At 64.3% G+C, this 22,342-nt stretch carries 26 protein-coding genes, 3 tRNA genes and 1 pseudogene; 13 read left to right on the top strand and 17 right to left on the bottom strand.

Annotation, left to right across the window (positions count from 1 at the left end; genetic code table 11):
* Positions 1–108 precede the first annotated feature (108 nt).
* From ACVMDN_RS20955 to ACVMDN_RS20920, 8 genes are all read right to left on the bottom strand, one after another.
* A complete protein-coding gene (locus tag ACVMDN_RS20955) occupies positions 109–417 on the bottom strand; it encodes a hypothetical protein (RefSeq protein WP_456814517.1) in 309 nt (102 codons plus the stop codon).
* Positions 418–465: 48 nt separating this feature from the next.
* On the bottom strand, positions 466–645 hold the full coding sequence (locus ACVMDN_RS20950) for a hypothetical protein (RefSeq protein ID WP_057019625.1): 180 nt from the start codon (positions 643–645) through the stop codon (positions 466–468).
* A gap of 55 nt (positions 646–700) precedes the next feature.
* Positions 701–889: a hypothetical protein gene (locus tag ACVMDN_RS20945; RefSeq protein ID WP_057019624.1), complete on the bottom strand. Its 189-nt coding sequence runs from the start codon at positions 887–889 to the stop codon at positions 701–703.
* Positions 890–1,064: 175 nt separating this feature from the next.
* Positions 1,065–1,310 (bottom strand): hypothetical protein, encoded by a 246-nt coding sequence (locus ACVMDN_RS20940; RefSeq protein ID WP_076831538.1) that lies wholly within the window; start codon positions 1,308–1,310, stop codon positions 1,065–1,067.
* 315 nt (positions 1,311–1,625) lie between these two features.
* Complete coding sequence (locus ACVMDN_RS20935) at positions 1,626–1,883, bottom strand: hypothetical protein (RefSeq protein ID WP_028335372.1); 258 nt, start codon at positions 1,881–1,883, stop codon at positions 1,626–1,628.
* Positions 1,884–2,067: 184 nt separating this feature from the next.
* Positions 2,068–2,448: a hypothetical protein gene (locus ACVMDN_RS20930; RefSeq protein ID WP_168856708.1), complete on the bottom strand. Its 381-nt coding sequence runs from the start codon at positions 2,446–2,448 to the stop codon at positions 2,068–2,070.
* Between the two features lie 6 nt (positions 2,449–2,454).
* Positions 2,455–2,529, bottom strand: a tRNA-Thr gene (locus tag ACVMDN_RS20925).
* Between the two features lie 161 nt (positions 2,530–2,690).
* Positions 2,691–3,131 carry a hypothetical protein gene (locus tag ACVMDN_RS20920; RefSeq protein WP_168856707.1) on the bottom strand — a complete coding sequence of 147 codons (441 nt, stop codon included), beginning with the start codon at positions 3,129–3,131 and terminating at the stop codon, positions 2,691–2,693.
* Between the two features lie 194 nt (positions 3,132–3,325).
* Here ACVMDN_RS20920 and ACVMDN_RS20915 point away from each other — a divergent pair, with 194 nt between their 5' ends.
* The 3 genes and pseudogenes from ACVMDN_RS20915 to ACVMDN_RS20905 all read left to right on the top strand — a co-directional run bounded on the left by ACVMDN_RS20915 (position 3,326) and on the right by ACVMDN_RS20905 (position 5,424).
* Positions 3,326–4,066, top strand: coding sequence for a sulfite exporter TauE/SafE family protein (locus ACVMDN_RS20915; protein WP_057019619.1), 741 nt, complete (start codon positions 3,326–3,328; stop codon positions 4,064–4,066).
* 365 nt (positions 4,067–4,431) lie between these two features.
* Positions 4,432–4,905 (top strand): hypothetical protein, encoded by a 474-nt coding sequence (locus ACVMDN_RS20910; RefSeq protein WP_057019618.1) that lies wholly within the window; start codon positions 4,432–4,434, stop codon positions 4,903–4,905.
* 95 nt (positions 4,906–5,000) lie between these two features.
* Positions 5,001–5,424, top strand: a pseudogene (locus ACVMDN_RS20905) (hypothetical protein).
* Positions 5,425–5,484: 60 nt separating this feature from the next.
* Here ACVMDN_RS20905 and rlmB read toward each other — a convergent pair.
* Entirely contained in the window at positions 5,485–6,309 is an 825-nt protein-coding gene (gene rlmB, locus ACVMDN_RS20900; RefSeq protein ID WP_456814515.1) for a 23S rRNA (guanosine(2251)-2'-O)-methyltransferase RlmB, read from the bottom strand.
* Positions 6,310–6,617: 308 nt separating this feature from the next.
* Here rlmB and ACVMDN_RS20895 point away from each other — a divergent pair.
* Both ACVMDN_RS20895 and ACVMDN_RS20890 read left to right on the top strand, forming a co-directional pair.
* Positions 6,618–6,703, top strand: a tRNA-Tyr gene (locus ACVMDN_RS20895).
* Positions 6,704–7,148: 445 nt separating this feature from the next.
* Positions 7,149–8,384, top strand: coding sequence for a glycosyltransferase family 87 protein (locus ACVMDN_RS20890; protein WP_057019615.1), 1,236 nt, complete (start codon positions 7,149–7,151; stop codon positions 8,382–8,384).
* 40 nt (positions 8,385–8,424) lie between these two features.
* Here the strand turns inward: ACVMDN_RS20890 and ACVMDN_RS20885 are convergent, their stop codons facing one another.
* Together ACVMDN_RS20885 and ACVMDN_RS20880 are read right to left on the bottom strand one after the other, a co-directional pair.
* Positions 8,425–9,285: a sterol desaturase family protein gene (locus ACVMDN_RS20885; RefSeq protein ID WP_244558924.1), complete on the bottom strand. Its 861-nt coding sequence runs from the start codon at positions 9,283–9,285 to the stop codon at positions 8,425–8,427.
* A 165-nt stretch (positions 9,286–9,450) separates the two neighbouring features.
* Positions 9,451–10,377 (bottom strand): LysR family transcriptional regulator, encoded by a 927-nt coding sequence (locus tag ACVMDN_RS20880; RefSeq protein WP_057019614.1) that lies wholly within the window; start codon positions 10,375–10,377, stop codon positions 9,451–9,453.
* A 118-nt stretch (positions 10,378–10,495) separates the two neighbouring features.
* Here ACVMDN_RS20880 and ACVMDN_RS20875 point away from each other — a divergent pair, with 118 nt between their 5' ends.
* The 3 genes from ACVMDN_RS20875 (at position 10,496) to ACVMDN_RS20865 (ending at position 14,630) form a co-directional block, all read left to right on the top strand.
* Positions 10,496–11,851: an MFS transporter gene (locus tag ACVMDN_RS20875; RefSeq protein WP_057019613.1), complete on the top strand. Its 1,356-nt coding sequence runs from the start codon at positions 10,496–10,498 to the stop codon at positions 11,849–11,851.
* Between the two features lie 33 nt (positions 11,852–11,884).
* Complete coding sequence (locus ACVMDN_RS20870) at positions 11,885–13,129, top strand: metal-dependent hydrolase family protein (RefSeq protein WP_141339679.1); 1,245 nt, start codon at positions 11,885–11,887, stop codon at positions 13,127–13,129.
* A 310-nt stretch (positions 13,130–13,439) separates the two neighbouring features.
* Complete coding sequence (locus tag ACVMDN_RS20865) at positions 13,440–14,630, top strand: adenylate/guanylate cyclase domain-containing protein (RefSeq protein ID WP_076831515.1); 1,191 nt, start codon at positions 13,440–13,442, stop codon at positions 14,628–14,630.
* Between the two features lie 79 nt (positions 14,631–14,709).
* On the opposite strand, the gene ACVMDN_RS20860 is transcribed toward ACVMDN_RS20865, so the two are convergent.
* The 4 genes from ACVMDN_RS20860 to ACVMDN_RS20845 all read right to left on the bottom strand — a co-directional run bounded on the left by ACVMDN_RS20860 (position 14,710) and on the right by ACVMDN_RS20845 (position 18,112).
* Positions 14,710–14,910, bottom strand: a complete 201-nt coding sequence (locus ACVMDN_RS20860; protein ID WP_057019610.1) for a hypothetical protein — start codon at positions 14,908–14,910, stop codon at positions 14,710–14,712.
* A gap of 339 nt (positions 14,911–15,249) precedes the next feature.
* Positions 15,250–16,563 (bottom strand): chloride channel protein, encoded by a 1,314-nt coding sequence (locus tag ACVMDN_RS20855; RefSeq protein WP_456814513.1) that lies wholly within the window; start codon positions 16,561–16,563, stop codon positions 15,250–15,252.
* 861 nt (positions 16,564–17,424) lie between these two features.
* Entirely contained in the window at positions 17,425–17,574 is a 150-nt protein-coding gene (locus ACVMDN_RS20850) for a hypothetical protein (protein ID WP_456814512.1), read from the bottom strand.
* 142 nt (positions 17,575–17,716) lie between these two features.
* Entirely contained in the window at positions 17,717–18,112 is a 396-nt protein-coding gene (locus ACVMDN_RS20845; protein ID WP_076831509.1) for an NUDIX hydrolase, read from the bottom strand.
* A gap of 335 nt (positions 18,113–18,447) precedes the next feature.
* Here ACVMDN_RS20845 and ACVMDN_RS20840 point away from each other — a divergent pair, with 335 nt between their 5' ends.
* Both ACVMDN_RS20840 and ACVMDN_RS20835 read left to right on the top strand, forming a co-directional pair.
* On the top strand, positions 18,448–18,744 hold the full coding sequence (locus ACVMDN_RS20840) for a hypothetical protein (protein ID WP_076831506.1): 297 nt from the start codon (positions 18,448–18,450) through the stop codon (positions 18,742–18,744).
* A 63-nt stretch (positions 18,745–18,807) separates the two neighbouring features.
* Positions 18,808–19,035, top strand: coding sequence for a hypothetical protein (locus ACVMDN_RS20835; protein ID WP_016843397.1), 228 nt, complete (start codon positions 18,808–18,810; stop codon positions 19,033–19,035).
* A 109-nt stretch (positions 19,036–19,144) separates the two neighbouring features.
* Here the strand turns inward: ACVMDN_RS20835 and ACVMDN_RS20830 are convergent, their stop codons facing one another.
* Entirely contained in the window at positions 19,145–19,375 is a 231-nt protein-coding gene (locus ACVMDN_RS20830; RefSeq protein ID WP_456785216.1) for a hypothetical protein, read from the bottom strand.
* A 345-nt stretch (positions 19,376–19,720) separates the two neighbouring features.
* Between ACVMDN_RS20830 and ACVMDN_RS20825 the strand changes: the two genes are divergently transcribed.
* A complete protein-coding gene (locus ACVMDN_RS20825) occupies positions 19,721–20,518 on the top strand; it encodes a lytic murein transglycosylase (protein WP_038383190.1) in 798 nt (265 codons plus the stop codon).
* An 87-nt stretch (positions 20,519–20,605) separates the two neighbouring features.
* Complete coding sequence (locus ACVMDN_RS20820) at positions 20,606–21,013, top strand: hypothetical protein (RefSeq protein WP_026192921.1); 408 nt, start codon at positions 20,606–20,608, stop codon at positions 21,011–21,013.
* A gap of 73 nt (positions 21,014–21,086) precedes the next feature.
* On the opposite strand, the gene ACVMDN_RS20815 is transcribed toward ACVMDN_RS20820, so the two are convergent.
* The gene (locus tag ACVMDN_RS20815; protein ID WP_076831500.1) at positions 21,087–21,473 is read right to left on the bottom strand and encodes a YciI family protein; all 387 of its coding nucleotides are present in this window, start codon (positions 21,471–21,473) and stop codon (positions 21,087–21,089) included.
* 491 nt (positions 21,474–21,964) lie between these two features.
* Between ACVMDN_RS20815 and ACVMDN_RS20810 the strand changes: the two genes are divergently transcribed.
* A tRNA-Gly gene (locus ACVMDN_RS20810) sits at positions 21,965–22,038 on the top strand.
* Positions 22,039–22,342 lie beyond the last annotated feature (304 nt).

The following is a 22,342-nucleotide window of genomic DNA, read 5'->3' as shown; positions in this document are numbered from 1 at the left end:
GCAAAGCAACCGCGCGGAATCAAGCGCTCGCCATCATGATGGTTGACGAAGACGCCTGTTTGGTAGGCGCGGTGACATAATTGTGACACGCCGCGCGGGCGTGGACAGTCAGCGTTGACGGGGATTGGTGTTCGGGACGAACGGGGTACCGACGATCCGGACCGGAGGCTGACCGTCCGCCGATGCTTGATTCGCGGCCGGCCGCGGTGCGGGGTTCGCCGGCGCGGGCGCCGGATCGAGCAGGGCGACGAGGCCGGCCGCGGCCACGCTGAGCAGCGTGAACGTGCCCAGAAGCAGCAGATTGCGGTCGGATTCGCGGACCCTCATGCGAGGAAAATCGCGTGAAAGGGCATAACGTTCCGAACAAATCCTCAGGGCGTTGTCGAGCGGATTTGGCCTCACCTTGAGGACGAGCATCAGGAGAGGACGAACCGGTGAGCCGGCCGGAACGGGGTGGGAGCCAGCCTAATGGGCCGCCATCGCGGCGGGTACCCGCTCGATGCTGCGGGCCTCGATCAGGTCGGCGTAGCGGCCATATTCCTCGGCCATTTCGAGCAGCTTCTCGCGCACCGCGGCGTCGGTCACCTGCCGGGCCAGCCGTCGCGCCTGATCGGATTGGAAGCGGTAATGTGCTGTGTCGGACATGGTGGCGGCTCCTCACATATCTGTAAGGGCCACCCGGCAAAGGTTCATCAAGGCGTCATTGCAGCGTCGGTGGACGATCCGCCGGGGGAGCCGACGTGACCGGCGCCGTCTTGTCCTCGCGGACCTCGACTTCGAACCAGCCCATCTCCTTCAGCTCGCGTGCCTTCTTCTCGGCCGCGTCTTCGCTGTCGCGCTTCAGCACGATTCGGCTGGTGCCATCTCGGGCAAGGATCAAATAGGTCATTGGCAGAGTCCCACCCCGCATTCTGCATACCCCGTTTAGGGCCGCAAGAACAGAAGCAAGGCGAGGGATGGGTGATCCTACGGGAAGGATCCCACGATTCCTGCCAGGGGAGTGTCGCAGCGGCTTTCCGAACCGGCCCCGCGGTGCAGCGCCGGTTCGGAAAGGGCGAACTGCCTCAGCGCTTCACCACCACGTCGATGTGGCGGTTCCTGTCGTCCCACCGGCCGCTCTGCAGGCAGCTCTCGCGGTAGCTGTCGCAGATGGCGAGGTCGCCGCCATGGGTGCGATTCCAGGTCTTGCAGGTCGACGCGATGTAGGTGCAGGTGCATTTGCCCGACGCGCATTGGCGCTCGACAGCGGTTTCGGCGGTGGCCGCCGAAATGGTGGCGGCGAAGGTTGCGAGCAAGATCAGCAATCTCATGGTGATTCCTCAAAATGGTGAAGTCTGGTCGGCGATAATTTCAGGCCGATCAGGATTGGCGGTGTGCCTTAGCGTTGGGTGCAGACGAAGCGGGTGCCGTTCTTCGTCGTGCCGGTGGCCCGGCTGCCCTTCTTGGCGACAGGATAGTTGTTGCCGTTCGGGAAGCCGGTGAGATGGATGTAGGCGCTATCGCCGCCATCGTACGACCCGGAGATCAGACCCGGAGCGGAGAGGTCCAGCCTGCGGCGCTTGCCGGGATGCAGCTGATAGCAAGCAAAGCGAGGGCGAGTCCGATTCTCATCTCACCCTCGAGCATCATCGATAGCCCGCGCTGAAGTTATGGTCGCGAATGCCGATCGCCTTGGCCTGTGCTGCGGACACCCGATCCCGACACTGGATGTATCTCAGGACCTGCGCGTCGGTGCCTGCGGAGTGCGCGCGCCACATATCGAGATTGAAGCCGTTCTTGGCCATGCAGGCCTGGGAGTGAGGGCTGTCATTGCGCTCCCTGGCGCTCGCCGGAGCGACGGCCAGTGTGGACAAGACAATCGCGGTGCAGAAAACAATCTTCATTTTGAAATTCCCAAAGATGAAAGTGCCGGAACAATAGCCAGCGGGAACAAAATCACAAGTAGTCGTTGCGAGATGACTCAACGTTCTCGCTAGCGCTTCCTGCAAAACATTGCGAAGCGCAGGGTCGTTGCATTGGCTAGCGGTGAGCGCGATCGACGACGTGGCACTCCCGGCGACCGGAATACTACGGCTCGCTCTGTACATTGTGGGCAATCAGGCGATGCGCTTTGATTGAATCGCGACGACGTGTCGAATCGCACCGGGAACGACGCGGCATAGGCCGCGCATATCTGATGGAGGACGCGATGCCCAGGCACTTCGGTTTGAAGGCAGCATCGGCCGCAGGACGGTCGGCGTTCACGGGGTCATCAAGGGATTTGCAGCAGCGGACTGCTTCGGCGTCGGCATCGAAGAAGCATGCTCTGGACAGCGCTGCAGCGTCGAAGCACGCTTCCCCATGCTCGGAACTGCCGTATTCGCCTGCGAGCTGGCGGGGCTGCTGCGGTCGACGGTCGATCTCGGCAGATTGAAGCTGTGTCGCGGCGGCCAGATGGCGGAAATCCAAGCCAATTGGTGCCGGCTGAGGGGATTGAACCCCCGACCTTCAGTTTACAAAACTGCTGCTCTACCGCTGAGCTAAGCCGGCGAATTGGGAATGATTTGCGCGCTCGCATATCAGACTTGGCGCGCCAGAGCCAGAACCAAGGTTGAACCGAGCAGGCGAGAAGCGATCGCGCCCCCGTATCGGCCCGACAACAAAAGGCGGCCCGCGGGCCGCCTTTTGCGCCGTCGGCCTAATCAGCTGAGCTACTGGCAGGGATGCTGGCGGCCGTCGCTGCCGCGGAACCAGGTGCCGGGGGTGCAGACAAAGCCGTTCTGCCGCGCATATTCGGCGCCGCCGATCGGGGCGCGGGCATAGTCGGGGCCGCCGAACGGGGCGGTGGCGACCGCAGCCGCCGTGCCGACCGCGCCGCCGACGACGCCACCGGCCACGCGGGCCGCGGCGTCGACAGGCGCGAACGGGCCGGGGTCATAGCGGTTGTAGCTGCCCTGCCAGCCTCGGTCCCGCCGATCGATGCGCTGGTGATAGGCGGTGCGGGTGGTGGCCGGTGCCATCGCCTGGCATCGGGCGTCCGGCCAGGCGTTCGAGCAGCGCGCGGGGGTGCCGATCGTCTGTTGCGCCATCGCCGGGCTCGCCAGCGCCGAGGCGAGCAGGGCTGCTGCGCCGAGGATTTTGAATTGTGTCATGCGAAATCTCCTCTCGTCGTCGAGAGCTAATCTCGCGGTGCCGTGCCTGTTCCAGCGCGGCCTTGCCCTGTGTTCAAAGCAGTGTGAAGTTCACCAGGTTCGTGCGCATGATGCGTTCCGGAGCATGCTGCCTTTGACGAGAATTGCGTGTACAGCGGTGAACGGACTGATGTCGGTGCCGACGCGGGGGATTGATGTTCGGAATTTTGAGTCTTGGCTTTCTGCTCGGCATGCAGCATGCGCTGGAGCCGGATCATATCGCGGCGGTATCGAGCATCGCGGCCCGCCGCAGCCATGTCGGTGACATCGTCAAGCACGGGCTGACCTGGGGACTTGGCCACACGCTCACTTTGTTCATCTTTGCCGGCGCCGCGATCCTGCTCGGGCGCGCGATCCCGGAAACGGTCGCACAGCCGATCGAGACCGCGGTCGGTATCATGCTGGTCGGCCTCGGCGCGCATGTGTGGTGGCGGCTGTGGCGCGACCGCGTGCACTTCCACACCCATTCGCACGGCGACGGCACCACGCACTTCCACGCCCACAGCCATGCCGGTGAAGCCGCATCCACCGTGGCGCTTGCGTCCACCGTGGCGCGTGCGTCCACCGTGCCGCACGTCCGCGCCGCGCACAGCCATGCGCACGGCTTCCGCTGGCGCACGCTCCTGGTCGGCCTGATGCACGGCATGGCCGGCTCGGCGGCGCTCCTGGTGCTGACGGTGTCGCAGGCCCCAAGTCCGGTGATCGGGCTCGGCTATGTCGCGCTGTTCGGCATCGGCTCCATGATCGGCATGGGCGTGCTGTCCAGCGTGATCGCGGTGCCGCTGGCAGCTTCGGCGCGCTGGCTGACCTGGGCCAATCGCGGCCTGCAAATGGCGGTCGGCGCGGTCACGATCGCGATCGGCGTCCACGCGATCGTCGAGAACGCCTTCACCTGACGGGTCGGCGGCTTCCCGAAGCAAGATGACGTTGCGTCGATTTGAGCGACAGAGTCTGCGTCACCTCGCCCCGCGTGCGGGGAGAGGTCGGAACGCATCGTCAGATGCGTTCCGGGTGAGGGGGACTCTCCGTAAACGTAGCTATCACCGTATCCGCGGAGCCCCTCACCCCAACCCTCTCCCCGTAAGAACGGGGAGAGGGGGCACTTCGGCGCCCGTTAACGATTTCTGATTCCGCACGGCCGCATTGACCGGATGCCGATGCTTACGCGTTAGGCTTACCGGCAGTTTGGCCGGCGTCCTTAACCCTTCCGCCAAGCCGTTGGATTAGGTTGTGGTGGAACAATTCGGGACGCTGGGTGAACATGCGCGCAAGTCTTGCGCTGGCGATATTGGCTGCGATGAGCTCGACGGCGCTGGCCGGCGGCGGCTTCGACATTGTCGTGCCGGTGCGGCCCGGCGTGCCGATCATCATTAACGGCGTCGACGCCTCCTACGCCGTTGTCGAAAGCGCGATGGGGCTCGCTCGCAACGAGTCGATGGTGCCGACCGTCTATGGCGGCCGCCCGATCGATCCCCAGCCGAATGTCGGCCACTATTATCCGAGCCTCGGCCGCATGCCGGGTTACGGCCGCCTCGAGATCGAGCCGCCGGCCAACCGCCGCCTGCCCAAGCCGGCCGAGAGCTACCATCAATCGTGGGGCGCGGAATCGGCTCCGCTGCCGGCACAGTCCAACGTGCCGGTCGATCCGCCGCCGGTGATCTACGCGCCGGAGTTCAACGGGCCGCGGCCGCTGCCGCGCCCGTTCCCGCGGCCACCGCGACCCCGAGGATTCTGACATCGACTGCCCGAAATCAAGAGCCCCGCGAAACGGGGGTCCTGAATAGCCATCAAGAGCTACGCGACGAACAGAGAGACCTACAGGAGAGAGTAATGCGTCAAATGATCAAAGGACTGATTGCGGCGGTGGCCGTCATGCTGAGCGCGCCCGCAATGGCGTGCGGTTTCAACACCTTGCGGCTATGCCGCGCCCGTCGTGAATTACGGCTGCGGTGGTTGCGGCGGTGGCTACTATGGCGGCTACGGCTACGGCGCCGTCGAACGTCTGCCCGACCCGGATGCCGCTTATCCCAGCGCGGTGCAGCAGTACTATTACGTCAACCAGGGACCGACCTACACCGGTCCGGGCAACTGGGCACCGCGCCCGTACTACCGCGAAGGTTACGGCCGCCCGTATTACGGCTATCGCCGCTATGGCTACCGTCACTACGGCTACCGCCATCACTACGGCTATCGTTCGCACTACGGCTATCGCTACGGCCGCTACGGCCATCCGGTGCTGCGCCGCTACTACTGATCCGATCGTCAGTTCGAGACATCAGCGCCCGTTCGCGTCACGCGAGCGGGCGTTTGTCGTTCACATCAGCCCGAGCCGGCTGGCGCCGATATAGAGCGCGAGCACACACGCGTTCGAGACGTTGAGGCTCTTGATCTCGCCGGGCATGTCGAGGCGGGCGACGACGCGGCAGGTCTCGCGCGTCAATTGCCGCAAGCCCTTGCCTTCGGCGCCGAACACCAGCGCGAGCGGCGCTTGCAGCGCGGCCTTGCCGAGATCCTCGGTGCCCTCGCTGTCGAGGCCGACGGTCTGGAAGCCGCGCTCGTTCAACTCGTTCAGCGCGCGCGCCAGGTTCTGCACGGTGACAACAGGCACCAGCTCGAGCGCGCCGGAGGCGGACTTCGCCAGCACGCCGGTCGCCTCCGGGCTGTGACGGGCGGTGGTGACGACCGCCTTCACCGCGAACGCCGCGGCCGAGCGCAGGATGGCGCCGACATTGTGCGGATCGGTGATCTGGTCGAGCACCAGCACGATGCCCTCCAGCGCCAGCGTGTCGATGCCGGGCGAGGGCAGGGGATCGGCCTCCGCCAGGAGGCCCTGATGCACCGCATCGGGGGTGAGGCGCCGGTCGATCTCGCTGGGCCGGACGATCTCGGGGGTGACGCGGGTCGCGATGTCTTCGTCGGCGAGGCGCTTCGCAGCGTTCTCGGTGAGGTAAAGCTTGCGGATATGGCGGTCGGGGTTGGCAAGCGCGGCCGACACGGTGTGCCAGCCGTACAGAATCACCGGCCCGTCGGAACCGGATTCGCGTTCCCGCCGGGCCGGCGGGCGGCCGAATTTCGGCCCTTTTTGGAAGGGTTTACCGCCCTTGCCTCGGAAATTGGGTTTGCGGTCGCGATCGCTCATGTGAGGCTTGTGTCACGGCTCCTGAATATTGGCAATTTTACACAGCGTTTTCGAGCGAAGTGGGGTCCGGTTCGCGTGAAGAAAACGCGACAAAACAAGAATCTAGCCGCAAGACTCACGACTTTGGAACAGAGATCGCCCGAGCCTGCAAAAGTATCCCAAATAGACCGCTGGCTTGGTTGACTTTGGGGACCGCCTTCCCCCATAAACGCGCCCGACCGCGCACCCGCTTCGGGTCGGCCGGTTATCAGCGTCATTTCGATGACCGGTCCGCCGCCACTCGCGCGGCCGGTCTGATGCTGTTGGACGGGGGAGTGTCCCGAGTGGCAAAGGGAGCTGACTGTAAATCAGCCGCCTCATGGCTTCGCAGGTTCGAGTCCTGCCTCCCCCACCAGCCTTCGCTCGCTTCGCGAGCTACGGCTCGGTAGGCCGGGAAAACTCCATCGTAGCGAAGTGAGCGAAGGCTGCCACGCCATAGCCCGAAGGGCGACGGCGGGCTGTATCGGCGAGGCATGAGTCGCTTCGCGAGCTACGGCTCGGCAGGCCGGGAAAACTCCATCGTAGCGAAGTGAGTGAAGGCTGCCACGCCATAGCCCGAAGGGCGACGGCGGGCTGTATCGGCGAGGCATGAGGCGCTTCGCGACCCACGGCTCGGCAAGCCCGGAAAACTCCATCGTAGCGACGTGAGCGAAGCTAGGCCACAGCCCGCTCATCCATTCGACACCCGCTTCTTCACCCTATCCGCGCAAACAGCTCCAGCCGCCGCCGGCGTTCCGTTGCTCGGCCCGCGAGTGCAATGGTAGATTGCGCCATTTCATGATTGAGACGTTTCAGAGGATATGAAGAAAATTTTGCACTGGGACGCTTCTGCAGGAGATGACCCGGCGCTGATGGTTGCCTGCGCTGTCTTGCTCGGGGTCTCGATCCTGGTTTCGATACCGGCATTTGTCGGTGGTGGCGGCCAGGCCGGAATCGATTTTTCATGTTTCTGGGGCGCGGGCGCGATGGCGCTCGAAGGCCATGCGGCGGCGGCCTACGATTGGGAGCAGCTGCATCAGCAACTTGTTCTCCGGCTGCAATCCCTCAATCACGCTCCGTATCCTTACGATCAGGTACCGGTTCCGTTCTTTTATCCGCCGGTGTTTTTCCTGGTTGTGGCGCCGCTGGCGCTGCTGCCGTTTCCGATCGCGTTCTGGGTCTGGAGCGCAGCGAAGCTGTCTTGCTGGCTGCTCGTCGTTCATGCCATCCGGCCGCGCTCCGCCGCGCTGCTGCTGGCACTCGCTGCTCCGCCAGTATTCTACGACTTCATTTCCGGCCAAAGCGCACTGCTCGCCGCATCGCTGCTCGGCGGCATCCTGCTGACATTGGACAGGCGTCCGCTTCTCAGTGGAATCCTGATCGCGCTGCTCATCTTCAAACCTCAGTATGGCGTGCTGCTTCCCTTCGTGCTGATCGCCACCGGACGTTGGCGCGTCGTCATCACCGCCGCTCTGGTGATTCCGGTCCTCCTGCTGCTCGCCGGGCTGATCTTCGGTTGGGATACCTTCGATGGATTCCGCGCCGCCGCCACCTTCGCCACGACGCAATTCCACCTCAGTGGCGCGCTGCCATGGTACAAACTGCAGAGTGTGTACGGGCTCTTGAGAGACGCCGGCCTTGGCTACGGTTTGGCGATGGCGGTCCACGTCGCCATCGCATCGGTAGTTGCGATCGGGGTGCTGATCATTTGGCGCAGCCATGTCAGCTTCGCCGTAAAGGCCGCGAGCCTCCTGGCGGCAACGCCGCTGATTTCTCCTTACTTCGCGATCTACGATATGCCGATCCTGGTGGTCGCGTTGCTCTTTCTCATGAACGCCAGCGCGGGCCGCCTCGCGTCGCGTTCGGGTCGAAGCGCCTTCCGGATCGCTGTCAGCGTCGTCTTCGTATTGGGATACGCTTTCCCGTTCGTGCGCACGCCTCTCGGCCCCATGATGTGCGCAACCGTGATCGCGCTGATCTGGACGAGATACCGGCAAGAGGCCGGCGAGACAGCTACAGGCGAGGGATTGCGAAAATCTGCAACCGTTGGAGGCTAGTGTCCTGATCGCGAACAGTCCGCGGCGAAGATCATCACGATCAGCCGTCCTGGTGCGCCGGCGGCGTTGCCGTGCCGGGCACAGCCTCCGCGCCAACCGGGCGCCTGGTGCCCGACGGATCGTCGCGCTTGAGCATCGAGGCCCAGGCGAAAAATGGATAGGCCAAAAGCGCCAGGTATCTCGTGGGCATCGGATGATCGACGCCGAATGCCGTCGGCTTCTGCCCTTCCGGAAGATAGAGGCTGCCGAACAGCACATCGTAGAACGAGAACAGCCCGGCGTAGTTCTTGTCCCTGGCTTCCTGCTCGCTGCTGTGGTGCCAGTGATGAAACTCCGGCGATACCAGGACGTGGCGTAGCGGGCCGTAGCCCAGGCGCACGTTGGCGTGCGCGAGCCAGGACTGCCAGTAGTAGATCGCAAGATAGGTCCCGATCGCCTCCGCGGAGAAACCGAGCGCGAACAGCGGAAACAGCGAACCAACCTTCATGAAGGTCACGTCAAGCGGGTGCTGGTGGATCGCGGCGAGCCAGTCCAGCTCTTCGACGGCGTGATGAACGGCATGGATGCGCCACATGGCAGGCACGACATGCAGGATGCGGTGGGTCCAGTAGATGCCGAGATCCCCGATCACGATCGCGATGGGCGCCTGAGCCCAATACGGGAGATCGCTGACCGCCTGCTTGACGGCCGAGGGCAGAATCGATTGATTGACCAGCGTCGCCAGTGCGATGATCGCGGTCACGCCGACGAACACCAGCCAGCCGTTGAGCAACAGGAAGGCCATATCGGTCGAAAGACCACGCCTGAAGATCTTCTGCTGCCTCGCTGCAAAGAGTTGCTCGAACGGCACGAAGATCAAGGGCGCCAGCAAAAGCTGATATTGTTCCAATAACTCGCGCATTCAAATGGCCACATGAAATGGCGACAGCCTACCACCCCGGTCCCCGATGCCGTCAATCGGAAACCAAACCCGGGTTGTGGGAGCGTTAATCAGCATCCCCGTGCCGCTACGGGGATCACCGGTGTCCGGGAGCCGGGTTCGTCCGCATGCCCCAATCCCACCGCGTCACTCCATCCTTGCGAACATCTCCACCAGCGTCTCGCGCAGCCAGCGTTGCGCGGGGACGGTGTCGTTGCGCTGGTGCCAGAACAGGCTGACGATGCGCGGCGGCGCCGGCAGCGGTACCGGCATGGCGTGCAGATGGGGCGCGTGGCGGGACTGGGCGCTGAGATCGCGCGGCAGCACGGCGATCAGGTCGGACTGGCGCACGATCTCGTAGGCGGCATTGTAGTGGTTGACGGTCGCGACCAGATTGCGCGACAGCCCGCGCGAGGCGAGAAACTGGTCGTAGGTCGGCAGCGTCTTGCCGGCGAGGCTGACATCGACATGCTTGGCGGCAAGGAAGCTCCGCGTGTTGAGCCGCTTCTGCCTGGCCAGCGGATGGTCCCGCCGCATCATGCAGGCATATTCGACGGTCCACAGCGAGCGTGAGCGGATCACGGCCGGCGGCTGCTGCGCCTCGTTGACATAGACGCTCAGCACGCAATCGACGCGGTTGTCCTCGAGCCGGTCGCCGATCTCCAGGATGGTGTTGGGCACGGTGTGGATGCGCGCGGACGGCGCCACTTCACTGAAGCGGTTGAGCAGCCGCGGCATCACCAGCGAGGCCACGTAGTCGGACATCGACAGGATGAATTCGGCCTGGGTCTGTCGCGGATCGAAGGCGTCCTCATCGAGGGCGTGGCGGACATGTTCAAGGGCATCGCCGATCGGCTGCCACAGCGCCACGGCGCGCTGCGTCGGGCGGATCCCGCTCGAGCTGCGCACGAACAGGGGATCGCCCAGCGCGTCGCGCAGCCGCGCGAGCGCGTTGCTGACCGCGGGCTGCGTCATGGTCAGCGCGCTGGCGGCGCGCGTGACGCTGCCCTCGGTCATCAGCGCCTCGAAGACTTTCAGCAGGTTGAGGTCGAGCGTGCGGAAGGACACGAGCAATATTCACAAGGGTGATGTGCCAGATAACGATTATAAATTATTCGGATAATATTGGTTTGTCTATCATTCCCCGGCTGCCCCTGTGGCGCGTGCCGCTGCGGGGCGAGGGGGGACTTTCATGTCGATGATCTCGGCGCGCATCGAGCGCCTGCCGTTCGCGCGATTCCACGTGCACCTGCTGCTGATGGGCGGCCTCGGCTATCTCTTTGACGCGATGGATGCCGCCGTGCTGGCGTTCATCCTGCCGGTGCTCCGCACCGCCTGGGGGCTGACCAATGTGGAGACCGGCGTGCTCGGCAGCAGCACCTTCGTCGGTTATCTGTTCGGCGCGCTGCTCGCGGGGACGCTGGGCGACCTGATCGGCCGCCGCGCGGTGATGATGTCGGCGCTCGCGCTCTACAGCGCGGCCTCGCTGGTCAGCGCGGCGGTGGATAGCTGGCCGGCGTTCTTTGCCGCCCGCGTCGTCGCCGGCATGGGCACCGGCGCGGAGAGCGCGATCATCGCGCCTTACCTCGCCGAGTTCGTGGCGCGGCGTTACCGCGGCGCCTTCACCGGCGCGCTGGCGGGCTTCTTCTCGTTCGGCTTCGTCGCCGCCGCCTTGCTCGGCTATTTCATCGTGCCCGCCTATGAGAACGGCTGGCGCATCGTGCTCGTCATCACGGCTATACCGGTCGTGATGCTGCTGTGGTGGCGGAGATCGCTGCCGGAATCGCCGCGCTGGCTGGAAAGCCGGGGCAGGGCGAAGGAGGCCGAAGCGGTGCTCGACAGGATCGAGGCCGGCTTCGCGCGCGAGGGCCGCGCGCTGCCGCCGGCGGTAGCCGAGCCAGCCGCGCCAGTCGCCTCGTCGGGAACGCTGGTGAGCAATTTTGCCGCGCTGCTCGCCGGCCGGCAGGCGCGCATCACCACCATGACCTGGATCATGTGGCTGTCGATCACCTTCAGCTACTATTCCTTCTTCGTCTGGATTCCCGGTCTGCTGGTGCAGAACGGCATGAGCATCACCAAGAGTTTTGGCTATTCGCTCGCGATGTATTGCGCGCAGGTGCCGGGCTATTTCACCGCCGCTTTTTTCAATGAGCGGATCGGACGGCAGGCGACGATTGCGACCTATATGCTGCTCGGCGGCGCCAGCGCGCTCGGGCTCGCCTTTGCCAAGAGCGATGCGGAGATCATGGCGGCCGGCCTGCTGCTGTCGTTCTTCATGAACGGCACCTATGCCGGCGTCTATGCCTACACGGCCGAAGTGTTTCCGACATCGATCCGGACCACGGGTGCCGGGCTTGCCTCCGCGATCGGCCGGATCGGCGCGATCGCAGCGCCGATCCTGGTCGGCTACCTCTATCCGAATTTCGGCTTTGCCGGCGTGTTCGGCGTCACCACGTCCGTTCTCCTGATTGGCGCGCTGACCGTCGTGCTGATGGGCGTGCCGACGCGCGGCCGGTCGCTGGAAGACATCGCAAGCGAAGCCGCGTGATCATACGAGCTACGCGCTGACAGGAGACCTTTCATGTCCACCATCCTCTTCAAGAATGCCGCGCTGCTCGATCCCCTGCGCTCCGATCTGCTCGAAGGACACCACGTGCTGGTCGAGGACCGCTTGATCAAGGAAGTGTCCGATCGGCCGATCGAGGCTTCCGCCGATCGGGTCATCGACCTCAAGGGCAAGACGCTGATGCCCGGCCTGATCGACCTGCATGTGCATGCGGTCGCGGTCGAGCTCGATTTGTCGCAGCAGGCGCGGATGGCCAACGTGCTGGTGACGCTGCGCTCGACCATGCTGTTGCGCGGCATGCTGAAGCGCGGCTTCACCACCGTGCGCGATGCCGGCGGCGCCGGCTATGCGCTGAAGCAGGCGATCGACACCGGTCTCACTGATGGCCCGCGGCTGTTCGTCTCCGGCCGCGCGCTCAGCCAGACCGGCGGCCACGGCGACGGGCGCGCCCGCTCGGACTATCTGGCCGACCCGACCTGCTCCTGCTGCGTGCGGGTCGGCGCGATCGCGCGCGTCGTCGACGGCGTCGATGCGGTGCGCAAGGCGGTGCGCGAGGAGCTGCAGATGGGCGCCGACCAGATCAAGATCATGGCGTCCGGCGGCGTTGCGTCGCCGACCGATCCGATCGGCGCCTACGGTTATTCCGAGGACGAGATCCGCGCCATCGTCGCGGAGGCGAGAGCGCGGCACACCTATGTGCTGGCGCATGCCTACACGGCGGAGGCGATCGAGCGGGCAATACGCTGCGGCGTGCGCACCATCGAGCACGGCAATCTGATCGACCTTCCGACCGCGCGGTTGATGGCCGAGCAGGGCGCCTATGTGGTGCCGACCCTGGTCACCTACGAGGCGCTGGCCAATGAGGGCGCGAAGTACGGCCTGCCTGCGGCGAGCGTCGCCAAGATCGCCGACGTTCGCGACGCCGGGCTGCGCTCGCTTGCAATCTATCGCGAGGCCGGGGTCAAGATGGGATTTGGCACCGATCTGCTCGGACCGTCGCAGCGGCTGCAGAGCGACGAGTTCCGGATCCGCGCCGAGCTGATCGGCCCGCAGGCAGTGATCGCCAGCGCGACCATCATCGGCGCCGAGGTGCTCGGCATGGAAGGCAAGCTCGGCCGCATCGCGCCGGAGGCGTTCGCCGACCTGCTGGTAGTCGAGGGCAACCCGCTGCGCGACGTGGGTTGCCTGCTCGGCCAAGGCGAGCACATCCCGCTGGTGATGAAGGCCGGCAAGGCCGAGGTCGACCGGCTGGACGGGTAGGGCGGGAAGGGGGTAGGCTGAATCGATACGATTTCTGAATAATGGAATCGTACCGCTGATTTGCCCGACGAGTCAAGTTGCGGTGTCGCCGGACAGTTGCCGTGTCCGCCGGCACCTTTGCATGGGGTTGTTTTCGATATTTTGGCAGTGCGTCCGTCCTCACCACACCACGCGCAGTGCAGGACAGGGCGGGCATTCAGAGCCCTGACCACCGGTACGCCCGATCACGTTACCGCTGGTGGCGTTGACGTTGCCGGGCAGAAGCACGACATATCGCGTGCCGATCCCACCTGCCGCTCCGGAGCAAGCCATGAACGCCCCCAACATCGAGTCCGTCACGCCGCAGTCTGGCGGCGACGTGGTGGCCTGGCTGACCAACGAGACCCGCGACGAGCGCTTCATCGACAATATCTTCGCCGAGCTTTGCATCCGGTTGCAGGGCAGGGGCATCCCGCTCAAGCGGGCGACGATGAATCTGCTGATCCAGCATCCGCAATGGCTCGGCGCCCGGATCATCTGGGGCGACGGCAAGCGCGAGGCCGAGATCACGCGGGTCGACTACGAGGTCAGGGAGCGCTCGGAATATATCGGCAGCCCGGTCTACGAAATCCACCAGGGCGCTGGCGAAGTGCGCGAGCGGCTCGAACGGGCGCCTGGCCGCACGCATGCGCTCTTTGACGAGATGCGCGCGCAAGGCCTGACCGACTATGTGGCGTGGCCGCTGCTGCATACGCTCGGCAAGCGGCATGTCGTGACCTTCGCGACCGACCGGTCCGGCGGTTTCGATGACGCTGACATCGCCGAGCTGCGCAAGGTGCTGCCGGTGCTGGCGCTGGTCAGCGAAATCCGGATGAAGAACCGCCTGGCGCGGACGCTGCTCGAGACCTATGTCGGCACCCATGCTGGCGAGATGATCCTGGCGGGTGCGACGCGGCGGGGCAGCGGCACCACGGTCCGCGCCGCGATCATGATCTGCGACCTCAGGGACTTCACCCGGATCTCGGACTCCTGGCCGCGCGACGATGTCATCGATCTCCTCAACGACTATTTCGACGCGATGTCGGAGCCGATTGCGCGGCACGGCGGGGAAATCCTGAAATTCATCGGCGACGGTCTGCTTGCGATTTTCCCGCTCAGCGATCCCAGGGCCTGCGCCAACCTGCTGCACGCGGTGTCCGAGGCGCGGCAGGCGATGGCGGCGCTGAGCGAAAAGAACAGCATGATGGGCCGGGCGCCGATGAATTACGGCATCGGCGTCCATGTCGGCGACGTCATGTACGGCAATATCGGATCGCGCAGCCGGCTCGACTTCACGGTGATCGGCCCCGCGGTGAACATGGCCTCGCGGCTCGAGGCTCTGACCAAGCAGTTGGGACGAAACGTGCTGCTGTCGCGCGCCTTCGCCGATCTGGTCTCGCACGATTTCGCGCTCGAGCATGTCGGCGAGCATTTGGTGCGCGGTTTCAGCGAGCCGATCGAGCTGTTTGCGTATCGCGGCTGAGGCGCCATTGGCCGAAAGCAGCGTGACGTGCGGCGCACGCACCCGGCTAAGACGGCCCAATGTCCAAAGGCTCCTGCCGTTAAGGAGATCGGCCGGACAGGTTTACTCTCGGTGCGCGCAGTAATTGCTGCTCGGCATAGTTGGCCAGACGATCGTACTCTTCGGCGATCTTCAGAAGATTCGCACGTGAGTTTTGGTATCTGAACAACTCCGCCTTGGCACGTGTCTTGGCGGCTCGATCCCGCCAATAGCCGGCGTTGGTCATGACGTTCTCGACCATGGTGCTTCCCCCTTTCTCAGGGATTGCCCATAGACCAACGTCGCCGCGACAAGTCCGCTCCCCGAGGAACCCCGGAACTCCGTTCACGCATGAAGAGTCACTGAAACATTCCGTTTGTTCCAGACGAAATTTATTCAAGCTGGATTCACACCCGTTATTTTCCGAAACGCCGGATCGCGCGAATCTTCGGATGCTGGGCAGGCTTTTTCATTAAGGAAATTTTTCAAGGCCCAGAGGGTCCGCCCTGATTATCGACACCGGCGGTTCGCCGTGAGCATGGGAATAGGACGGCCCCGGCAACGCGAGATGCCGGGGCCGTTTTCCCTTGGTGCCGGGAATTCAGATCGAGGTGATCTTCTGCGCCGGCGCAGCGCGCTCGACGAAGCCCTTGGCGAGGGCGTGATAGACGCCTTCCTTGCAGATCAGGCGTGAGCTCGCGTGCGCAATCAGGGCCGCGGCCATCAAGGGCACGACCATCGCGTGATTGTCGGTCATCTCGGTGACGATCACGAAGGCGGTGATCGGCGCCTGCACCACGCCGGCGAAATAGGAGACCATGCCGAGCAGCATGATGGCCGGCAGCGGCGCGCCGTGAAACAGCGGCGCGATGTTGGAGCCGAGCCCGGCACCGACCGCGAGCGAGGGCGCGAAGATGCCGCCCGACATGCCGCTGATCGAGGCGAACGTGGTCGCGAGGAATTTCCAGACGCTGAAGCTCGCCGGCAATTGTGCTCCGGCTTCGAGCGCGGATTTGACCTGCTGATATCCCGTGCCATAGATCGCGCCGTCGGACGCAATCCCGCAAATCGCAGCCGCTAATCCGCAGATTGCGGCAAAACCGACTGGATAACGCTTGATCGCGCTTCCGACCGGATTGGCAAACCCGCGTGCCATTGTGATCAGGATGCGACTGAACAGGCCGCCCGCAAGACCTCCGGCAACGCCGCAGAGCGGGACCGCGAGCCAGTCGGTGCCGTTGCGCAGGGCCGTCGCGCTGGTGCCGAAATACGTATAGTTGCCCATCAGTGCGAGCGAGGTCAGGCCGGCGGCGATTACCGCGCCGATGATCAGGCTGCTGGTTCTCGTCTCGAAGGCACGGCTCATTTCCTCGATGCCGAACACGATCCCGGCCAGCGGGGTGTTGAAGGCGGCCGCGACACCTGCGGCCGCGCCGGCAAGGATCAGGCCGGGTTGGCGCCGCGGCGAGAAGCGGCCGAGCGCAAACATGATCGAGGCGCCGATCTGCACCGTCGGTCCCTCGCGCCCGACCGACGCGCCACACAACAGGCCGAACAGAGTCAGCAGGATCTTGCCGGCGGCAACGCGCAGCGAAACCAGGCTTTCGCGCGCGGTCTGGTCGGTCAGATGGCGTGCGGCGATCGCCTGCGGGATTCCGCTGCCTTGCGCGTTCTGAAAGAAGCGGTTGGTCAGAAACACCGACAGCGCGAACCCGGCCGGCGTGAGCACCAGCGAGGCATAATGGAAACGGGATACCACCGCGCCGAACGCGATCTGTGCCAGATCGGCGAGCTGTGCCAGCGCGACGGCCGCCGCGCCGACCGCAATGCCGCCCAGCAAGAACAGGGCGCGGCGCTGCCAACGCGCGGAGACCAGTCTGAACAGCCGCCTCTGGCGGTTGGAGGGGAAGGTCATTCTGACGAGTTCTGGCCCATGTCGTGGTCCGATACGCAGCGGATCACGTCATTCCTAGCACGCGTCGGCGGTATGCGAAGCTGAAGAAATCAGCACGGTGTGCCGGCGCAGCCGCCAAACTCCAGGGCCGAAATTCGCGATACCGGCCGGGGCCTCACTCTTCGGCGATCTCCGGGAGGTTCGCGCGTGAGTTTTGGTGTCTGAACGACTCCGCCTTGGCGCGTACTTTCCCGCCGTGACGCATGATTGAGGGACGCGGAAAACCTGGCACAAACTGCACTTTGCGCGGCTTCCGCCGCGGCGTATTTTGACCGCCCCATTGAAGGGCGCATGTCATGTCCGAAGTGATTATTCGAGCGGGCATCGTCGTATTGGGACTTTGCCCAATCGCAATGGTTGCCGTTGCTCTGTTCATTTGATGGAAGCTCACCTGGCCCGACTGCGCCAACCGGGCCGGTAGACGGCCCCAGCGCCTGCCCTCCCAGGCCCCCATAGGTTGCTGGGGCCACTCAACAAAGAGGCCGCCGGTTGGCGGCCTCGTTCTTTGCCTGGTACCGATTTGGGTGCGTCACCGGGATCGTTGCCGCGCGAAGACATGGGCACTGAATCGAAAAGGGCCGTCGCATCGGCGGCCCTTTTCTGCCGGTCATAATAGGTCTGTAAAAACTCAGTCGTGAAAAAATGCTCTGCAAAGAACGGTAACGCCGGCAGGGTTGGTATTACGACCGTCCTATCTGTCCAGAAATCCGGATCAGTACGGTGTTCCTGCGGTGGAACTCTTGGTCTGCGGATGCGTATCCGACGATCATGATGGGGCACCAGAGAGGGTGCCGCACCCATCAGGACATTCGCCTTGGGGAATCAGGACATCCCAAGTCGCCGCGCTTCGCCAAGCATCATGTTGAGCATCGAGATGTGCTCGGCCGTGAGCTGCCGCTGCATGAGGCTCACGGCCCATCCTTCCGGGATCGCGTCCAGGCGCGCCGTCCAGGAACCGACGCGGCGGAGCATGATTGTCACAGGTTCGGTGCTGTCCCTGCCGGCAGCGTCTGGACGATCAAGGTAAACTCGCGGCCCCAGCTTGTGCCCCCTCGCTGGGGCCGTTTCTTTGGGGTGGACGCGCGGCGCTTTCAAGCAGCGATGGTCCCGCCGCCTATCTCCGGCGGCGCTGCTTGCTCGGAAACAGCCGGTCGCGGATGTAGCGGGAGGTCGGCGTCAGGCGAAGGCCCCGCGGCTTCTGCCAGGCGGCGCGGTCGATCTCCTTCTTGTCGCCGATCGCCAGTCGGCCCTTGGCGTTCTTGGCGATGAAGATCGCGTCGCTCATCCTGCGGCCAGAACGCTTGTTCCTGGCCGTCACTTCCTTCCACAGGCTAAGCCTGCCGAGCTTGAGCTTCGGCAGCTCCTCCTTGATTTCGCGCTTGAGGCAATCCTTCCCGGTCTCGCGCGCGCGCCTGCGCCCGCCGGGGAACATCCACAGCCCGTCAGATCGGCGTCTAACCAGAAGAACCTTGCCGCGCTTCGCGGCTACCAGCTTGGAGGACTTGGGCATTGGAGTACTTGGGCATTTGCTGCGCAATGATCGAAATAGAATCGACCCATTTTAACTTGTCTATTTGTGTAGACAAGTTCGATGCCGCATTGTTCCACAGTCGTATGTCGGCCGTTTGTCTTTGACGGCTGCGATCCTCGCCGCGCGCGGTCGGCCGCGGCTTCTTGATCTCGCTTGATGTCCGGTACCTCACGTTGAGTGAAAGCTGTTACGGCCAGTGACTGCAACTCACCCGGTTGCGTCGTGATAACGATACCCATGACGGACAGCTTCGCTGCTTGACTCAATGTTCTTGTTTTGTTCTAATTGTCCTCCACCGGGAATTGGAGGACGCCATGGACAACCGCATCAGCGAAATTCGCAGGCAGATCAGGGCGCTGCGCGTCAGCATGCTCGAGGCCGAAGCCATCATGCGCCAGCAGATCAACCGCGATGAGGACTGCGCCTTCGTCGCCGGGGATCTCCTGAAGATGCGGCTGGTCATGAGCCGCCTGGTCGAGGAGCGGGAGGTCCTGGGCGACCGCGATCCGATCATCGTGCATGCGAGCGTTGCACCGCGCCGTCGCGCCGCGACGTCAGCCTTCATTCGCCCGGCGAAGCGAGAGCTGGCCGCCGGCGAAGCGCGTGCATGACGGCGCGCCCGGGATGCGGCGGCTGTGCGCCGAGCTGCAAGACGTGATGTGCCGGAGGAAAAGATGAGAGAGCCGCTTCGGTATTTCCACGACAGCGATGACCACGCGCCCTGGATCAAGGCGCTGGCCGAGGTCCGGCACATGGCGACGCGGGAAGGCTGGTGCTTTCACCACGTGCAGGCGATCATCGTGGCGATCGACCAGTATGCGGAGGCCGCGCTCGGCAATCGCGAGTTCTTCCTCAACCGGCCGCAGACCGTCGGTCCAGTGAGAAGAGGCGACGTGCCTTAACATGCTGACCGGCAGGCACGCGTGTTCGACGTCGCGGCAGCTCGACGCGCTGTCCGCGGCGGCGAAAAGCCTCGCTCAGGAAATAAAAGCCTCGCTCAGGAAGTGCCGACTATTTCGCGTAGCCTTGACTGCTGCAGTACCACCAGGATTCGGCGGGCGATGCGCCATGCTCGATCACGTATTTCCGGCAGGCTTCGTAGCTGACCGCATACCGCTTCCCGCACGGTACTGCAGAGATGCCGAAATTGCTGGTCGAGCATGTGGATGCGGCGTGGCTCGTCGACATCGACAGGACGCCGATAAAGGGCAGGACCGCTAGAAGTGACAGGGTCTTCATCATAGCCATCGCCTCCCAAGTTGGAGGACAGCGGGGCCGCCGTCCCCGCCGAGAACCTACTACATCGCACGCCGTTCACCACCGGATTTCGCGGGTCTCATGCGCGATCCGCATCGTCACGCACGCCGTGTTCGTCGTCATGCCCGGCGCGTGACGCCTTCCGGGCGCGGGGGCCAAATGTCCCGGCCTGCCTGAGGCGGGCGGGATGGCCAATCCGCTGCCAGCGACATATCGTGACGGTCCGAGGCCGAATCTGAGGCGGGCCGTTCATCGCCGGGTCATGTCCATCCGGCCATCGTCAGCGCCGCGCCCGCGAGGGCGGCGGCATATTTGCGGAGGAGGTTTCGGATGATCAGGGGCTGGCAGGTTGCGACGTCGGCGCTCGCCATCGTCGTGATGGTTGCAACGCTGGGGGCTGAGGCGAACGCGGCGCAGTGCGGCAACGGGCCCGGCGGGTTCGAAGCCTGGAAGCAGCAGTTCTCGGGCGAGGCGAGCGCCAAGGGCATCGGCGCCACCGCGATCGCCGCGCTGATGCAGACCCATTACGCCAGTGCGACGATTGCCGCGGATCGCGGCCAGCGCAGCTTCGGCCTGTCGCTCGAGCAGTTCATGGCCAAGCGGGGATCTGCAACCATCGTGGCGCGTGGCCGATCGCTGAAGCAGTCGCAGGCGGCGCTGTTCGCCTCGATCCAGCAGCGCTATGGCGTGCCGCCGGGACCGTTGATCGCGATCTGGGGCATGGAGAGCGGTTTTGGCAGCCAGCGCGGCAACCAGAACATGCTGTCCTCGATCGCAACGCTTGCCTATGACTGCCGCCGTCCGGAGTTCTTCACCGACCAGCTCTATGCGGCGCTGAAGCTCGTCGACCGCGGCACTTTGTCCGGGAGCACGCGCGGCTCGATGCATGGCGAGATCGGCCAGACCCAGTTCATGCCGAAGAACGTCCTCGCCTACGGCACCGGCAATCTCGACGTCGCGGCCAACGCGCTGAGCTCGACGGCGAACTTCCTGCGCGCCCATGGCTGGCGCGCCGGTGCCGGCTATCAGCCCGGGGAACCCAACTTCGCCGCGATCGAGGCGTGGAACGCGGCAGGCGTCTACCAGAAGGCGATCGCCATCATGGGACGACAGATCGACGGCCAATGAGCGCAGGCGTGAGTTCCTTCATCGCCTGTTAACGCAGCGGTGCCCAGATCGTGCGCTGTGAAACGGGAGCAGATGGAGACCGGCTCCATGCTCAAGAATGGCACCTACGCGGCGTGGTTTCGAACGTCGCTTGCGGACGGCACCGGCATCGTGCACGTCGCCGATGGCAGGCTGTGGGGCAGCGACGCGGTCATGCTCTACAGCGGCACCTATGAGGTCGACGGCGAGCGCTTCTCCGCCGTGCTCACCACGCAGCGGCACTCCAGAGACGGCACGACCGTGTTCGGCACCGACGACCTCGTGGTGCGGCTCGAGGGCATCTGGACCGGCGCGATCGCGACCTGCACGGGCAGGGCAGATGCTGTGCCCGATCTCGCCTTCGAGGTGACGCTGATTCCGAGCCAGGAGGTGGCACCCGAGCCGCCGCCGGATCTGCCGCTGCCGAAGTTCGACCCGAGCAAACTCCCGAAGCTGCCGAAGCGCTCCAGCCGCTAAGGCATGATCCGGAAACGTGCGAAGCGGTTTTCCCTCGCGACAAGCGCCAAAGCCGTTTGCGCGGGGACACGCGCTACGCGTCTCGCGGGCCCGCGGTCTCCGGAAATGGCGCGCCGGGGATGTAGAGCTTCAGCGCGCGGATCTCGTAGACCGCCGACGGGTTGACGCTGCGCAGGTCGCGCGCCGCGGCGATCGCCTCCGCCTCATCGGTGCAATCGATCACGTAGAAGCCGAGCAATTGCTCCTTGGTTTCGGAGAACGGCCCGTCGATCACCATGCCGTGGCCGGGCCCACGCAGCGTGCTGGCATTGCGGGTATCGCCGAGCCGCGCAGCCGGACCGAGCTTGCCCTTCAGCCGTTGATGGACCTCGCGCAGACCCGTCATCACGGCAGCGTCCTCCTCGGCGTTCCACGATTTGACCTCGGCTTCGACGTGATAGGCCAGGATGGCATAAAGCATCTGATGTGCTCCTTATTTCTGATGCGACTGGCCCAAGGACGTCCCGCGGCGATCCGAGCCGACATTTCATCTGTAGCGGATCGGACGGTTTCTGTGTTGCGACAAGGTATCCCGGCGGCCGGCATGGCGGCGGCGAATCGCGCAGGCCAAAACAGCAAAAAGGCGCGGCGGATGAGCTCCGCCGCGCCCCCGATATTGATGTCTCGCTGGTCCAGGGCTGAGAGCGCCCCGATGCCAGGCTGATTGCTCAGGGCCTAGCGGGCGATCCCAGCGAGGTGACAGCGCTTGAGACAAGACACTAGATCACCTCCTTTCTTTGTTGATGGGACTTCCAATATAGGTGCCGAATCCGCCGCTGTTAAGGCCGCCTCCGGCCCGGCCGCGCCGGAAAACCGGCCGGATTGCGGCGAAATGGTTTCGTTTACCGGAGAACAGAACGCACGCCGGGGCAGTTGAGGCCGCCGCCCGGCCGTGTTAGGTGAACCCGAGATGCGGGTGTAGCTCAATGGTAGAGCAGCAGCCTTCCAAGCTGAATACGAGGGTTCGATTCCCTTCACCCGCTCCAATAATTTGAGGTACTTATCGGAATATTTGATTTCCGTTCCGACAACAGCGCCGAATCCATTCCGACAAACGTTCACTTTCTGGCCGCCTGCTTGCGCCGCTTGATCTGTGCGTGCTTGGCCTCGTCGTCATGATGAAGGTCGTGCGCCATCGCTTTGGTCGATGACCATTGGCCGTTCTTCATCAGTCGCGTTCTTGTGGGGCCGGACGTGCTCGCCTCGGTGGTCCCCAAACGGCGTGAAGGTCAGCTCAGGGCGCAAGCCCCCAGCCGGAAAGATCTTCTTCGAAATCCGCTCGGCTTGTGT

The sequence above is a fragment of the Bradyrhizobium sp. USDA 4510 genome, assembly GCF_054059095.1.
Note: the sequence above shows the minus strand (reverse complement) of the source record. Positions and strands in the feature narration are given on the sequence as shown.